At 63.2% G+C, this 14,791-nt stretch carries 14 protein-coding genes; 12 read left to right on the top strand and 2 right to left on the bottom strand.

The window, feature by feature from the left end:
- Positions 1-25: 25 nt before the first annotated feature.
- The 5 genes from BJP06_RS03205 to BJP06_RS03185 are packed head-to-tail and all read left to right on the top strand — an operon-like array spanning position 26 to position 7,394.
- The gene (locus BJP06_RS03205; RefSeq protein ID WP_143110522.1) at positions 26-1,627 is read left to right on the top strand and encodes an efflux RND transporter periplasmic adaptor subunit; all 1,602 of its coding nucleotides are present in this window, start codon (positions 26-28) and stop codon (positions 1,625-1,627) included.
- Positions 1,624-2,886, top strand: coding sequence for an ABC transporter permease (locus tag BJP06_RS03200; RefSeq protein ID WP_071572783.1), 1,263 nt, complete (start codon positions 1,624-1,626; stop codon positions 2,884-2,886). The genes BJP06_RS03205 and BJP06_RS03200 overlap by 4 nt, the downstream gene beginning before the upstream one ends.
- Positions 2,887-2,909: 23 nt before the next feature.
- Positions 2,910-4,412 carry a SulP family inorganic anion transporter gene (locus tag BJP06_RS03195; RefSeq protein WP_071572782.1) on the top strand — a complete coding sequence of 501 codons (1,503 nt, stop codon included), beginning with the start codon at positions 2,910-2,912 and terminating at the stop codon, positions 4,410-4,412.
- A 52-nt stretch (positions 4,413-4,464) separates the two neighbouring features.
- A complete protein-coding gene (glmS, locus tag BJP06_RS03190; RefSeq protein ID WP_071572781.1) occupies positions 4,465-6,333 on the top strand; it encodes a glutamine--fructose-6-phosphate transaminase (isomerizing) in 1,869 nt (622 codons plus the stop codon).
- A gap of 17 nt (positions 6,334-6,350) precedes the next feature.
- Positions 6,351-7,394, top strand: coding sequence for an LLM class flavin-dependent oxidoreductase (locus BJP06_RS03185; RefSeq protein ID WP_071572780.1), 1,044 nt, complete (start codon positions 6,351-6,353; stop codon positions 7,392-7,394).
- Here the strand turns inward: BJP06_RS03185 and BJP06_RS03180 are convergent.
- Positions 7,391-8,257, bottom strand: a complete 867-nt coding sequence (locus BJP06_RS03180) for a carbohydrate kinase (RefSeq protein ID WP_070477548.1) — start codon at positions 8,255-8,257, stop codon at positions 7,391-7,393. The two genes, BJP06_RS03185 and BJP06_RS03180, sit on opposite strands and share 4 nt — an antisense overlap.
- 23 nt (positions 8,258-8,280) lie before the next feature.
- Here BJP06_RS03180 and BJP06_RS03175 point away from each other — a divergent pair, with 23 nt between their 5' ends.
- The 4 genes from BJP06_RS03175 (at position 8,281) to BJP06_RS03160 (ending at position 12,277) form a co-directional block, all read left to right on the top strand.
- The gene (locus tag BJP06_RS03175) at positions 8,281-9,585 is read left to right on the top strand and encodes a glycoside hydrolase family 32 protein (protein ID WP_071572779.1); all 1,305 of its coding nucleotides are present in this window, start codon (positions 8,281-8,283) and stop codon (positions 9,583-9,585) included.
- A gap of 69 nt (positions 9,586-9,654) precedes the next feature.
- A complete protein-coding gene (locus BJP06_RS03170; protein WP_071572778.1) occupies positions 9,655-11,637 on the top strand; it encodes a sucrose-specific PTS transporter subunit IIBC in 1,983 nt (660 codons plus the stop codon).
- A gap of 109 nt (positions 11,638-11,746) precedes the next feature.
- Positions 11,747-11,971, top strand: coding sequence for a hypothetical protein (locus tag BJP06_RS03165; RefSeq protein ID WP_071572777.1), 225 nt, complete (start codon positions 11,747-11,749; stop codon positions 11,969-11,971).
- A 42-nt stretch (positions 11,972-12,013) separates the two neighbouring features.
- The gene (locus tag BJP06_RS03160; RefSeq protein WP_070363084.1) at positions 12,014-12,277 is read left to right on the top strand and encodes a hypothetical protein; all 264 of its coding nucleotides are present in this window, start codon (positions 12,014-12,016) and stop codon (positions 12,275-12,277) included.
- A 70-nt stretch (positions 12,278-12,347) separates the two neighbouring features.
- Here BJP06_RS03160 and BJP06_RS03155 read toward each other — a convergent pair whose 3' ends face one another.
- Positions 12,348-13,154 (bottom strand): formate/nitrite transporter family protein, encoded by an 807-nt coding sequence (locus BJP06_RS03155; RefSeq protein ID WP_070363587.1) that lies wholly within the window; start codon positions 13,152-13,154, stop codon positions 12,348-12,350.
- 256 nt (positions 13,155-13,410) lie between these two features.
- Between BJP06_RS03155 and rplN the strand changes: the two genes are divergently transcribed.
- The 3 genes from rplN to rplE are packed head-to-tail and all read left to right on the top strand — an operon-like array spanning position 13,411 to position 14,677.
- Entirely contained in the window at positions 13,411-13,779 is a 369-nt protein-coding gene (gene rplN, locus BJP06_RS03150) for a 50S ribosomal protein L14 (protein WP_070363083.1), read from the top strand.
- A gap of 2 nt (positions 13,780-13,781) precedes the next feature.
- A complete protein-coding gene (rplX, locus tag BJP06_RS03145) occupies positions 13,782-14,096 on the top strand; it encodes a 50S ribosomal protein L24 (protein WP_070363082.1) in 315 nt (104 codons plus the stop codon).
- Positions 14,097-14,098: 2 nt separating this feature from the next.
- The gene (gene rplE / locus BJP06_RS03140; RefSeq protein ID WP_070363081.1) at positions 14,099-14,677 is read left to right on the top strand and encodes a 50S ribosomal protein L5; all 579 of its coding nucleotides are present in this window, start codon (positions 14,099-14,101) and stop codon (positions 14,675-14,677) included.
- The last annotated feature ends 114 nt before the right edge of the window (positions 14,678-14,791 follow it).

Raw genomic sequence — 14,791 nt, 5'->3', positions numbered from 1 at the left:
TGAAACTTCGGCTATCCTTAGCGCTGTGAATAAAGGACTGCGCCGAACGAACCATGTCGTTTCCCGGACCCTTGCCACCGTGGGGCTCGGGCTTTGTATTCTTGCCTCTACCGCTGCGTGCGGGTTTGGGGGCGGTCAGCCGGTCATGGCAGCTGATACGACAGAGCTCGCTCCTCGTGATGTTGCTGCCAAAGTGCCGGTCACCGCGACGGTGGAGGCTGCCACGGTGACCGCGTTGACGACGCACCTGACCGGCCCGGTCACAGCCCTGAACGTGAAGGTGGGACAGCGTGTCGAGGCGGGCCAGGTCGTCGCGGTCCTGGATACGTCGGGGGTCCAGCGTGAGATTGATGCGCAGCGCGCGCAGCAGATTTCGGCGGATGTCGCGGCGCAGAATCAGCTTGAGCAGGCCCAGCAGGCTTACCAGCAGTCGAGCGACGCGATGCAGCGTGGCCTGAACCCGCAGGTGACGCAGGCGGAGGCGGCGCTTCGCCAGGCTGATGGCCAGTTGCAGGAGGCTACCGCAGTTTTCGAGCAGCGAAAGAAAGCAGTCGCTGCGGGCCTGGACAGCACGCTGCTTACGCAGGCGCAGGGCGTGGACTCGGCGCGTCGTGACGCGCTGACGGCGGCCCTGGAGTCTGTGCGCGGCAACCACGGCATCTTCCAATCTGGGATGGCGCAAGACGATGCTGTGCAGCCGTTGCTGAGCAAACTGGAGGCCGACGAGCGTTTCCGCGGCGCGAAGCACAACCTTTCTGCGGCGCAAAAGGCGTACGACGCCGCCCTCAACGACACCGACGCGGATCTTGCGGCGAAGCAGCGCGCGGTTGCCCAGGCATTTGATGCGAAAGCAGAGGCGGCGGTTGGGCTCGAGGTGGCGAAGCTTGCCGCCCAGCAGCAGCTCGATTCCCAGGCGGCGGCTGTGCAGCAGGCACAGCGTGGGGTGCAGGCGGCGCAGGCGGCAGCTGGCCAGTCAATCGCGCAGCTTGAGGTCGACGTGGCGTCGGGTCAGGTGCGTGCTCCGATCGCGGGTGTGGTCGCGGAGGTTGCGGTGAAGCAGGGGCAAACGCCGACGGGCTATCTGCTCTCGGTGGCGGACCCGAATCGGCTGGTGCTGCGCGCGAGCGTCAAGGAGCTGGACTCGGCGAAGATGCAGCCGGGCGACGCCGTCACGTTCACCACGCCTGGCACCGGCGCGAAGAAGTTTAAGGGCCGTGTGCTGGATGTTTCATCGGTTGCGGAAGCGCAGCCCGCTGCGGATGGGGCGTCGGCACAGGCGGCGCGCCCGGAGTTCCCCGTGGAGATCGAGGTTCTGGGTGATACCGAGGGCCTCAAGATCGGCGGGACGGCAAAGGCGCAGATCACCACGGAGTCCGCGAAGGACGCGCTCGCTGTGCCGCGGGAGGCCGTCGTCGACGAGAATGGCAGCTACTCGGTGTACACGCTTCGCCCGAAGGATGACGGGGACAAGTTCGAGGTAGTGAAGACGCCGGTCAAGGTTGGGCTGGTCTCGGATTCGGATGTGGTCGTAGAGGGCGTCGAGAAGGGGACGCGGGTGCTGAACAAGCCTGCCGAGTACCGCGAACGCGTCGGTGCCACTGTGACCTTGGTTGAGGAGCAGGAGTGAACCCGCGCGAATCTGTCAGACTCGCTACGGTGAGCCTGCGGGCGAACAAGATGCGCTCGGCGCTGACGCTGCTCGGGGTGATCATTGGCATCGCCTCGGTGATTGCGATTATGACGCTGGGTAAGGCGATGCAGAAGCAGACGCTGGACAGCCTGGAGCAGTTCGGCATTCACGACGTCCACCTCGAAGTCAAGCCCCGCCAGGAGGATGACAGCGAGGCCGCCCGCTACATGTTCCAAGAAATTGACGACGCCTCGAAGCTCACCCCCGACATGATCGAGGACCTGCGCGCCGACCTCGGGGCGCAGGCGAAGGGTATCGCGTTTGAGTTGGATAGCTCGACAGCTCAGGCGACACGCGGGCTGGCGCACGGCACCACGATGGTGAGTTTTGTCAACGCTGACCAGCTGGAGATGCAGAACCTGCCGCTGACCGCCGGGCGATTTCTGACCCAAGACGACATTGAGGCGAACCGTGCCGTGGCGGTGGTCTCGCCGGAGGTTGTGGAGCAGCTGTTCAATAACGACCCTGATTCGGCGATCGGGCAGGAAGTCGAGCTGGACATCGGCGGGCAGTATGCTTCGGTGCAGGTGGTCGGCGCGTACGGGCACTTTGAGAAGCAGGGAGTGCTGGTCGGGGACTTTTCGCAGTCGATGATGGCGGTGCCGTACACGGTGCAGCCGGACATGATGCGCACGCCGGTGCCTGGCGTGGACAACGTGAGCGTGCGCGTCGCGGACGGCGCCGACACCGATCAAGTGGCCAAGGACGTCCAGGCGTGGGCGGACCGTGCCTATGAGGACGACCCCGATTACAAGGGGAAAGTGGCCGACATGAAGCGTGACATCGATCAGCTCAACCAGACGTTGACCATGATGAGCGTGGTGGTCTCCGCGATCGGCGGGATCTCGCTGCTGGTGGGCGGTATCGGCGTGATGAACATCATGTTGATTACCGTGACGGAGCGCACCCGCGAGATTGGTGTGCGCATGGCGCTCGGGGCGACGAGGCGAATGATCCGCACGCAGTTTGTCACCGAGGCGATGATCGTCTGCCTCATCGGCGGGCTCTTCGGCGTGGTCGTGGGCGCGAGCTTCGGCATGCTGGGCGCGCTGCTGCTCAACGCCTTCGTGCTGCCCCCGATCTCGGCAGTGCTACTCTCACTGGTATTCGCGCTGCTGATTGGCCTGTTCTTCGGCTACTACCCGGCCAACCGCGCCTCGAGAATGAACCCGATCGAAGCCCTGCGCTACGAATAGCAACAACGTTTGGAGTGACACATATGGCAGCCACCGTGCTGACCACGGAAAACACGCGCCGGTACAAGCCCGAGCCATCAGTGGCGACAGCGCTGAAGACACCGCGCATCCTGACGAAGGAGGTCCTCGCCGGGCTAGTTGTGGCGCTGGCGCTGATCCCAGAGGCGATCAGCTTCTCCATCATCGCCGGGGTGGACCCGAAGATCGGGCTGTACTCCTCCTTCATCATGGCGATGGTGATCGCGATTACGGGTGGGCGCCCCGCCATGATCGCGGCCGCCACCGGTGCGGTGGCGCTGGTAATCGCGCCACTGGTGCGCGACTACGGCTACGACTACATGGTGGCAGCCATCATGCTCGCCGGGGTGTTCCAGATTCTGTTGGCGGTTGCTGGCGTCGCAACGCTGATGCGGTTCTTGCCGCGAAGCGTGATGATTGGCTTCGTCAACGCGCTGGCGATTCTCATCTTTGTGGCGCAGCTGCCCGAAATCATCGGCATTCACTGGGCGGTGTACCCGCTGCTGGCGCTGGCCATCGTGATCATGGTGGTGATGCCGAAGTTTACGCAGGCGGTTCCGGCCCCGCTCGTCGCAATCCTGGTGGTGACGCTCATCGCGGTCGCGACGAATGCGCCGGTCCCGACGGTCGGGGACCGCGGCGAGCTGCCGAGCAGCCTGCCCGAATTCTTTATCCCACACGTGCCGCTGACCTGGGAGACGCTGCGGATCATCGCACCGTACTCGCTCGGCGTGGCGCTTGTTGGCCTGATGGAGTCGCTGATGACCGCGAAGCTGATTGACGAAGTCACGGACACGCACTCCAACAAGACTCGCGAGAGCTGGGGGCAGGGCGTCGCGAACATTGTCACCGGCCTGTTCGGCGGGATGGGTGGCTGCGCCATGATCGGCCAGTCCATGATCAACGTGAAGGTCTCGGGGGCTCGCACCCGTATTTCCACCTTCCTGGCGGGCGCGTTCCTGCTGATCCTGATGCTCGCGTTCGGCGAATACGTCGCCATGATTCCGATGGCAGCGTTGGTCGCCGTGATGGTGATGGTGTCGGTGGGCACGTTCGACTGGCACTCGGTGACGCCGAGCACGTTGCGTAAGCTTCCGGTGTCGGAAACCGTCACGATGCTGATCACGGTCGCGGTGGTGCTGGCGACGAACAACCTAGCCATCGGCGTCGTGGTTGGCGTCCTAGTTGCGTCGGTCATCTTTGTACGCAACGTCGCCCACCTGGTTGAAGTGACCCGCGAAGTTATCGACGGCGTTGCCCACTACGTGGTATCCGGCCAGCTGCTGTTCGCCTCCTCCAACGACCTGACCACCTTGTTTATGTACTCGGAGGACCCGGAAGAGGTTGTCGTGGACCTGCACCGCGCGCACGTGTGGGACACGTCAACAGTCGCGGCGCTCGACAGCATTGAGCAAAAGTACGCCGAGCACGGCAAGCACGTGCGCTTTGTCGGCATGAACCCGAGTACCACGGAGTTTCACGGAAAGCTCACCGGCTCGCTGGGCTAGGGTACGGCGGCGTCACTTTTTCAGGAACTACGCCGCGTGTAAAATTCGCCCCATGTGTGGAATCGTTGGATACATAGGTGGCGAGCGTGCACGCGAGCACGACGCCCTCACCGTCATTATTGATGGGCTTCGCAGGCTCGAATACCGCGGTTATGACTCGGCCGGGGTAGCAGTCATGCAGGGCGACACCATCGCGTGCAGGAAGAAGGCAGGCAAGGTCGCGGACCTTGAGCAGGCCATCGCCGAGGCACCGCTTGCGCCCTCCAACCTGGGCATCGGGCACACCCGGTGGGCAACCCACGGCGGGCCTACCGACGCCAACGCCCACCCCCACGTCGTCGGCGACGGCGCGCTGGCCGTGGTGCACAACGGCATCATCGAGAACTTCGCGGCACTTCGTGCTGAGCTGAGCGAGAAGGGCTACACGTTCCGCTCCGAAACTGACACCGAGGTGGCAGCCACGCTGCTGCTGGACATCTTCAATACTGAGGCGAACAAGGACCTCACCGAGGCAATGCGCCTGACCGCCCTGCGACTCGAGGGCGCGTTCACGCTGCTGGCCATCGAGCAGGAATTCCCGGACCGTATCGTTGCGGCGCGCTGGAACTCCCCGCTGGTCATCGGCCTGGGCGAGGGTGAGAACTTCCTCAGCTCTGACGTCTCCGGCTTCATCGAGTTCACCCGCGACGCGGTGGAGATGGACAACGGGCAGATCGTTACCCTGACCGCCGACAGCTACGACATCATTGACTTCGAAGGCAACCACGCCGAGGGCAGCCCGTTCCGCGTCGAGTGGGACGTCACCGCCGCAGAAAAGGGTGGGTTCGATTCCTTCATGGCGAAGGAGATCCACGACCAGCCGGCCGCCGTTCGCGACACCCTCTACGGCCGCTTCGACGCCGAGGGAAAGCTCACGCTCGACGAACTACGTATCGACGAGTCCGTGCTGCGCAGCGTCGACAAGATCATCATCGTGGCCTGCGGTACCGCTGCGTACGCGGGGCACGTGGCGAAGTACGCGATTGAGCACTGGTGCCGCATCCCGACGGAGGTCGAGCTGGCGCACGAGTTCCGCTACCGCGACCCGATCGTCACCCCGAACACCCTGGTCGTAGCAATTTCGCAGTCCGGCGAGACCATGGACACCCTCATGGCGGTACGCCACGCGCGCGAGCAGGGCGCGAAGGTCATCGCGATCTGCAACACGGTCGGCTCCTCCATCCCGCGTGAGGCCGACGCATCCCTGTACACCTACGCTGGCCCAGAAATCGCAGTGGCGTCGACGAAAGCGTTCATCTCCCAGATCGTGGCGTCCTACCTGTTGGCGCTGTACCTGGCGCAGGTCCGCGGCAACAAGTTCACCGACGAAATCCAGACCATCATTGCTGAGCTGGAGGAGATGCCGGAGAAGATCCAGTGGATCCTGGACAACGAAGCAGAAATCCAGGAACTTGGCCGCGAGCTCGCCGACGCGAAGTCGGTACTCTTCCTCGGCCGCCACGTCGGCTTCCCAGTCGCGCTCGAGGGCGCACTGAAGCTCAAGGAGGTCGCCTACCTGCACTCAGAGGGCTTCGCCGCAGGCGAGCTCAAGCACGGCCCGATCGCGCTGGTTGAGGAAGGGCAGCCGGTGTTCGTCATCGTGCCGTCGAAGCGTTCGCGCCACAACCTGCACGCCAAGGTTGTCTCCAACATCCAGGAAGTCCGCGCGCGTGGCGCCGTCACCATCGTGATCGCGGAAGAGGGCGACGAAGACGTGAACCGCTTCGCCAACCACGTGATCCGCATCCCGCAGTCGGCCGGCCTCATGCAGCCCCTCTTGTCGACGATCCCGCTGCAGATCTTCGCCTGCACCGTTGCGCAAGCACGTGGCTTGAACGTGGACCAGCCGCGCAACCTGGCGAAGTCCGTCACGGTGGAGTAGCGCGCTAGAGTGGCCGCATGAAGAAGTTTGGGTTCCTTTCATTCGGTCACCACGCACCACCCGGGCGCCAGGGGATGACCGCCCGCGAGGCGCTGCAGGACACTGTGGAGCTGGCACGCCAGGCGGATGCTATCGGTGTCAACGGCGCATACGTGCGCGTGCATCACTTTGCGCCGCAGTTCGCGTCTCCGATTGCGCTGCTCGGCGCGATGGCGTCGGCGACGAAGCACATTGAGGTGGGCACCGGCGTCGTGGATATGCGCTACACTAACCCGCTGCAGCTCGCGGAGGACGTCGCCGCGCTCGATTTGCTAAGCGACGGCCGCCTCGCCTTCGGCGTCTCCCGCGGGTCACCGGAGCCTGCCGATAGAGGGTGGCGCGCTTTCGGCTACGAGTCAGAGGCCGCGAACGGTTCTGACCTGGCGCGTGCACATTTCCAGCGTTTCATTTCCGCGCTGCGCGGGGACCCGATGGCGCTCGCCGCATCCCTTGAGGAGCAGTACCCGCAGATGTACCCGCCTGCCAGCCCGCTCTCGGTGATGCCACACTCCGAGGATGCGGCGCGCCGGGTGTGGTGGGGAGCAGGTACGTTCGCCAGCGCCGAGCAGGCTGCCCGCGACGGCGTGAACCTGATGAGCTCCACGCTGATTTCGGAAGCCGACGGCCGCAGCCTCGGCGAGCTGCAGGCGGAACAGATTCAGCACTACCGGAAGGCGTGGGCGGCCGCGGGCCACGACTGGGAGCCGCGCGTTTCTGTTTCTCGTTCTATCTTTCCGATCGTGGACGAGGACACCGAGCGGCTCTTCGGACTGCTGGATACCGAGGAACAGATCGGTCAGATTGAGCGTGGTGTGTACACCACGTTCGGCAAGACGTACGCCGCAGAGGCCGATCAGCTTATCGAGGAGCTCGGTAATGACCCAGCAATCCAGGCCGCGGACACGCTGATGCTCACCGTTCCGAACCAGGCCGGGGTGGACGTGTGCATGCAGATCCTGCGCGGGTTCGCCGAGCACGTCGCGCCGGCGCTTGGGTGGGAGCCAGCGAACGCGGCTTCCTAATCCAGCTCGTGGGCGAAGGGGGTGTCTGCGCCGGTGCGCGACACCGTGATCGCGGCCGCGCGGGTGGCGAACGTGAGGATGTCGCACCATTCCTCCTCGCCGAGGGCGAGCAGGCCGTCGCGGTCCAGGCCGCGGGCGTCGAACTGGTGGACCAGCGCCGCCATCACCGTGTCGCCGGCGCCGATCGTGTCCGCGACCGTGACCTTCGGTGACGGGACCGTGACCGTGCCGAACGGCGCGCGTACCCGCAGGCCGTCGGCGCCGAGCGTGGTCACCACGACTGGCACGTGGGAGGTGTCACCGAGGAACTCGACTTCCTCGTCGGAGAGTTTGAGCACCGTTACGGAATCGAGCAGCCCCCGCAGGAACAGGCGGTGTTTCTCGGAAGCGAACGCCGGGCGGATATTCGGGTCCAGGCAGACGATTGCGCCGTGCTTCGCCGACTCAGAGGCGGCCTCCGCGTAGCGCAGCGACGCGGGCTCTAGCGCCAGGGACAGGGTCCCGAACACCGCGTAGCCCTCCTGCACCGGGACTGGCTGTGCAAAGCGGTCGGCGGTGCCGTCAACGTAGAAGGTGTAGGTCGCCGAGCCGTTCTCCGCCAGCGCGGTGACGGCCAGGGTAGTGGGCTCGTCGCCGCGGCCGCAGTTGGTGAGGTCCACGTGGGCGTCGAGAAGCGATTGGGCGAGTGCCTCCCCGAAGTTGTCGCGAGACAACCGTGACTGGAAGGAGACGTCTGCGCCGAGTCGGCCCAGAGCTCGGGCCACATTGAACGGGCCGCCACCGAGCGCGGGCACCAGCGGCGCGAGCGGGGAACGGTCCTGGGGGACAAGGTCAACGAGGGCTTCGCCGTACACAGTGATCATGGTTCCACCGTAGACTAAGTCGCATGACGTACCGGCCAACATTTCACCTGTCCCCGCCGCAAGGGCGCCTCAACGACCCGAACGGCGTCACGCTCATCGGCGACCAACTCCACGTGTTTTACCAGCATGATCCGTGCTTTCCGCACGCTGCGAAGCGCACCGGTTGGGGCCACGCCGTCACCACAATTGGGGGTGAGGAGGGCCTGGGCCAGTGGCGCCACCTTCCGGACGCGCTGTATCCGGACTTCCCGTACGACACGCACGGGTGCTACTCCGGGTCCTCCGTGGTCCACGACGGTGAGGTCATGCTGTTTTACACCGGCAACGTGAAGGAGGATGGGTGCCGCCTGACCACGCAGAACCTGGTCCGCGTTGAGGACTTGGAGGGCCCGATGGGCGGTGTGTACCACCGTGCACCGGAGAATCCGCTCATTGACGGCCCAGCCCTCGGCTTTACCGCCCACTACCGGGACCCGCACGTCACCCAGAATGAGGACGGCTCCTGGCGCATGGTGCTCGGCGCGCAGCGTGAGGAGGAGCGCGGCGCGGTGGTGCTCTACGAGTCACCGGACCTGCTGAACTGGTCGTTTGCTGGCGCGCTGCAGTTCGAGGGGCTGGACCCGCGCGTTGAGGCCGCCTACATGTGGGAGTGCCCGAACCTGCTGCGGATGCGTGACCACGCGACGGGGCAGTGGCGCGAGGTACTCGTGCTGTGCCCGCAGTACCCGGGCTCGGACGAGTGCGGCTACGTCGTCGGTTCGCTTGATGGCCTGTGGTTTCGCGTGGAGTCGCAGTTCCGGGCGTTGGACTTTGGGCATCAGTTTTACGCGCCGCAGATGGTCGCCGAGGACGATGGCGATGCGCTGTCGCTCGGTTGGATGGGACTGCCTGCCCGCGATGACACCCCAACGCTTCAGGCAGAGGGCTGGGTGCATCAGCTGACGTTGCCTCGCAGGCTCCAACTTGTCGACGGCCAGCTTCGCACCGAACTCCTTCTCCCAACCGATCCCGCGGGGATGGTCGTGCACCGCGAAGTTCTCAGGGGACAGCCGTGGGAGGCCGACCTGGTCGACGATGCCGGTGGCGTTGGTGCTCACGTGGCGTGGCGGCCTGGCGAGGCCGGGCGTGGAACGCTGAGCGTGACGGTCGGCGGTGACGAGCGCCGCGCCGAGTGCGCGCAGGGCGAACTCGTGGTGTGCGCTGACGGGGCGGCGCTCGAAGTTGTTGCCGGAGACGGGGAAGTGGCGTTCTCCTCGGCGGTCTTCGGTACTGAGGGAGCCCCATGGGGCGCTGTGGAAGTACGTGAAATCGGCCACAACCGGGGGTAATCGGACGCAAGTAAGCTGATTTATGCCCGTATAGATGTTTGACTGTGTGGGAAGAGAAAGGATTCCCACATGGACCACAAAGAAGTAGCCCGGCGGGTCCTCGCCGGGGTAGGGGGCGAGGAAAACATCGTTGGCGTCGCCCACTGCGCGACGCGACTGCGTTTCGTGCTTAAGGACGTCGACAAGGTTGCGCAGGACGCACTGGAGAACGACCCGGATCTGAAGGGCACGTTCGCAACCGGCGGCATGTTCCAGATCATCGTCGGCCCCGGTGACGTGGACATTGTCTTTGATCAGCTCAACGGCATGACCAGCAAGAGCATTGCTGTCTCCACGGAAGACCTGAAGGAAGTAGCGGCGAACCAGGGCAACTGGTTTACGCGCTTCATTAAGGTCTTTTCTGACATCTTCGTGCCGCTGATCCCAATCCTGGTTGGCGGCGGTCTGCTCATGGCGCTCAACAACGTCCTGACCGCCGAGGGGTTGTTCGGGGAGAACTCCCTGGTGGGGATGTTCCCGCAGATCCAGGGTCTGACGGAGATCATCAATGTGCTGGCCTCCGCACCGTTCGCGTTCCTGCCGGTGCTGGTGGGGTACTCCGCGACGAAGCGCTTCGGTGGCAACGAATACCTCGGCGCCGGCATGGGCATGGCGATGGTTCACCCGGCGTTGGTCAACGGCTACGACGTGGCGAACTCCGTTGCCGACGGAACGATGCCGTTCTGGGACCTGTTCGGCTTGCCAGTCGCGCAGGCGGGTTACCAGGGTGCGGTGCTGCCGGTGCTGGCGGTCGCGTGGATCTTGGCAACGATCGAGAAGTGGTTCCACAAGCGTCTGAAGGGTACGGCGGACTTCCTGATTACTCCGCTGGCAACCCTGCTGATTACGGGCTTCATTACCTTCATCGCCGTCGGCCCGTTTGTCCGCTGGCTCGGTGACCTGCTGATTGTCGGCCTCTCCAGCCTGTACGACTTCGGTGGCCCAATCGGTGGCCTGCTTTTCGGTCTGGTGTACTCGCCGATCGTGATCACTGGCCTGCACCAGTCCTTCCCGCCAATCGAGCTCGAGCTGTTTAATCAGGGCGGCTCCTTCATCTTCCCGACGGCCTCCATGGCGAACATCGCGCAAGGCGCAGTGGCCCTTGCCGTGTACTTCCTGGCGCGCAACGCAAAGCTCAAAGGTCTAGCTGGTTCCTCGGGCATCTCGGCCGTATTTGGTATCACGGAACCCGCCATCTTCGGCGTCAACCTGCGCCTCCGCTGGCCCTTCTTTATCGGCCTCGGCGCGGCCGGTATTGGTGCAATGCTGATTGCGATCTTTGATGTCAAGGCAGTTGCGCTTGGTGCGGCGGGCTTTATCGGCGTGGTCTCCATCCGCGCGAATGACATGGTGACCTTCCTGATCCTCGGCGTCATTACGTTCGTGATCGCCTTCGTGGCGGCCTACGGGTACGGGCGCTACCTGGTGGGCAAGCATGGCAGCATCGATCCGGACGCAACCGAGGATCCAGCCGCCGATGCCGCTGCCGAGCAAGCGCTGCTCGAGGCGTCCGACGAGGCGCTCCACGTCGTGGCGCCTCTCGAGGGCAACGCCGTGCCGCTTGCGACGGTCAGTGACCCGATGTTTGCCCAGGGCAAGCTGGGGAACGGCGTGGCAATCGTGCCGACGGTTGGGGAGCTGCGCGCACCCGTCGCCGGTACGGTTGCGGTCACGTTCCCGTCCGGCCACGCCTACGCAATCCGCGCCAAGGGGACCGATGGCAAGAACGTGGACATTCTCATGCACATCGGCTTCGACACCGTGAACCTCAAGGGCGAGCACTTCACTGCACACGTGAAGAAAGGTGACGTCGTAGAAGCAGGCCAGCTCCTCGCGACGTTCGATATCGATGCCATCCGCGACGCAGGATACGAAGTGACGACTCCGGTCGTTGTCTCGAATACGAAGCGGGTAGGGGAGATTGGGGCGTCGAGAAGCCTTCCTGCAGACACGAAGTTTGGCGATGCCCTCTTCTTCGTCGAGCCGAAAAAGATAGCTGAAGAAGCAAAATAAAAGTTTTTTAGAAAACTGGCAACAACCTTAAATTGGTCTGTTAATCTGTTGGTGTCTTGTTCAGCGCGCTAGCTCACAAGGGTCTAGCGGACATCACAGGAGGAAAACTATGAAACTTCGTCGCATTCTCGCCGCAGGCCTCGTGGCTTCCGCTCTTGCAGTGGGCGCACCGGTCGCACAGGCAGCACAGCCAGCGCCAGAACCGCTGGCAGGTGTCCTGCACGCGCTGAAGCGCCTCGGTGGCTACCAGGCACAGAACCTGATCCTCGTGCCTGCACTGCTGTCCTCTTTGGGCTTCCTGACGAACATCGCGACGTCTTCGCAGCGCGTCTAAATCCCACCCATTCACCCGAGACCATAGAGAGAGAACGTAAGAATGAAACTTCGTAACGCAATTGCAGTTGCCGCTTCTGTTGTTGTCCTGTCTGGCGTTGTTGCTACCGATGCAAGTGCTGCACAGTACCCAGAGCCGCTGAACAACGTCATGAACGAGCTGCGCAACTTCGCTGGCCCGCAGGGTCCGAACCTGCTGCTGGTTCCGGCTGTGCTTTCGTCCATCGGTGTCGTCAACATGGCCGTTGTGGTCATCCTGTCGATCGTTGCTGCGGCAACCGGCGTGGGCATCGCTGCTTCGAGCTAAGTGCTCACCGAGCAATAACGAACGCCCCCTTCCCTTCGCGGGAACGGGGCGTTTTCTTTCTGCTTGGGGGTTAGCGGCGTGTCGCCAGCGGGGTTGCCGGGGTGCCGCCCTTGTTTAGCCAAGCATAGACGCCGCCCATGATGAGGCCACCACCGATGTAGTTGCCGACCCACACGATGAGCCAGTTCATCAGGCCATTCGTCAGTGTGAACCCGGCGAAGTGCTCGGCGCCGATGCCGTAGCCCGCCAGGGAGAAGACGACGAAGCTGGCGATGGAGTGCTCGTACCCCATTGCGGCGAATGCGGGAACGATCAGCATGATGGCGAGGAACTTCGCGGTGAAGTCCTTGCCAGCCTGGATGGCGAGCAGCACGCCGATGTTGACCACGATGTTGGCGAAAATGCCTTCCATGAAGAGCAAGCTGTCCGGCTTCGCGAGCTTGGTCTCAACGGTCGCGGCGAGGAAGCTGTCCATCCCGATCGGCTGGAACGCCGTGGCGTGGACCAGGAATACCGCGGTGATGAGGACGCCGAGCAGGTTGAAGATGGTGCAGGTGGAGACCATCAGGAAGCCCTTGAGCCAGGGGAGGCGTCCGGAGGCGCTGCCGTAGGTCATGAACATCATGTTGCCGGTTGCGAGTTCCGCCCCCAGGACAACGATGACGTACAGCGAGAGGCAGAAGATAGCTGCGAACACGAAGCGGCCGTAGCCGGGGGCGCTGCTTTCTACTTGGGTGGAGGCGACGGTGGCGAATGCCGTCATGATCGTCAAAAACATGCCGGCGAGCATGGAGCGTACCGCGAACTTGGGGAGTTCGTAGGTGTAGAGGTACGACTTGAAGCCGATTGAATCCGCAAGTGTGCCATCGAAGTTCATAGGTATGACCATACCAAAGGTCAGAACCGGGCACGAATCCACACAACCAAAAGTCATGGTTTGCGGGCGCGCATGTTCCGTGCTTTAATGTTCCAGTTGTCCTTTGCTGCGTGTTTGCTCTGCGCGTTTCCGAGCTGAGCATGTACGCCTGCGGTACCGAAGGTGCCGTCGACAAGCGAAAAGACATCGAAGACATTGACCACGTGCGTATAGGACGGAAATCTAACGCACATCGACCCAGGTCAGGAGACCAATAGTGATTCAGAAGGAATCGCGCCTGAAGGTCGCCGACAACACCGGTGCACGTGAAATCCTGTGCATCCGTGTCCTCGGCGGATCCGTTCGGCGCTTCGCCGGCATCGGCGATACGATCGTCGCCACTGTGAAGGAAGCTGCCCCAGGCGGCAACGTTAAGGAAGGCGAAGTCGTTAAGGCTGTCATCGTTCGCGCGAAGAAGGAGACCCGTCGTCCGGACGGCTCCTACATCGCGTTCGACGAGAACGCTGCAGTGCTGATCAAGAACGACACCGAGCCACGCGGCACCCGTATCTTCGGCCCAGTTGCTCGCGAGCTGCGCGACAAGAAGTTCATGAAGATCGTTTCTCTCGCACCGGAGGTGATCTAGGGATGAAAATCAAAAAGGGCGATATGGTCCAGGTCATCTCTGGCAAGGATAAGGGCGCGCAGGGCAAGGTTATTGAGGCATACCCGAAGCGTCAGCGCGTTCTCGTTGAAGGCGTGAACCGCATGAAGAAGCACGTCGCGAACTCCTACAACGAGCGCGGCGCAGAGTCCGGCGGCATTGTCACCCAGGAAGCTCCGATCCACGTCTCCAACGTGATGGTCCTGGATTCCGACGGCAAGCCGACGCGCGTGGGCTACCGTTTCGACGAAAACGGCAAGAAGGTCCGCGTTGCAAAGTCGAACGGGAAGGACATCTAAGCATGGCTGAGAACTACACCCCTCGTCTGAAGACCCAGTACAAAGAGGACATCCGTACCAAGCTCAACGATGAGTTCAAGTACGACAACGTCATGCAGATCCCAGGTCTGACCAAGATTGTTGTCAACATGGGTGTCGGCGACGCTGCACGTGACTCCAAGGTCATCAACGGCGCACTCGAGGACCTCGCCGCGATCACCGGCCAGAAGCCACAGCTTCGCCGCGCGAAGAAGTCCATCGCTAACTTCAAGCTCCGTGAAGGCATGCCGATCGGCGCGAAGGTCACCCTCCGCGGCGACCGCATGTGGGAGTTCCTGGACCGCCTGCTGACGGTTGCTCTGCCACGTATTCGTGACTTCCGTGGCCTCAGCGACAAGCAGTTCGACGGTGCAGGCAACTACACCTTCGGCCTGACCGAACAGACGATGTTCTACGAAATCGACATCGACAAGATCGATCGCGTCCGCGGTATGGACATCACTGTCGTCACCACCGCAACGAACGACGACGAGGGCCGCGCACTCCTGCGCCACCTCGGCTTCCCGTTCGCTGACAAGGATGGCAAGATGCAGCGCGCATAACGCGTCACTGCTTTTCGACGAACACCCCTGCGACCCAACCGGGTTGCGGGGGTGTACGTCTTTTGGGGGAACCTGCAGAGCACACCCGAAAAGTACGCATGTACTGCTTTTGGG

Source organism: Corynebacterium sp. NML120713, assembly GCF_001875735.1.
GTDB lineage: Bacteria > Actinomycetota > Actinomycetes > Mycobacteriales > Mycobacteriaceae > Corynebacterium > Corynebacterium pseudogenitalium.
This window is presented reverse-complemented; position numbering and strand designations above follow the sequence as displayed.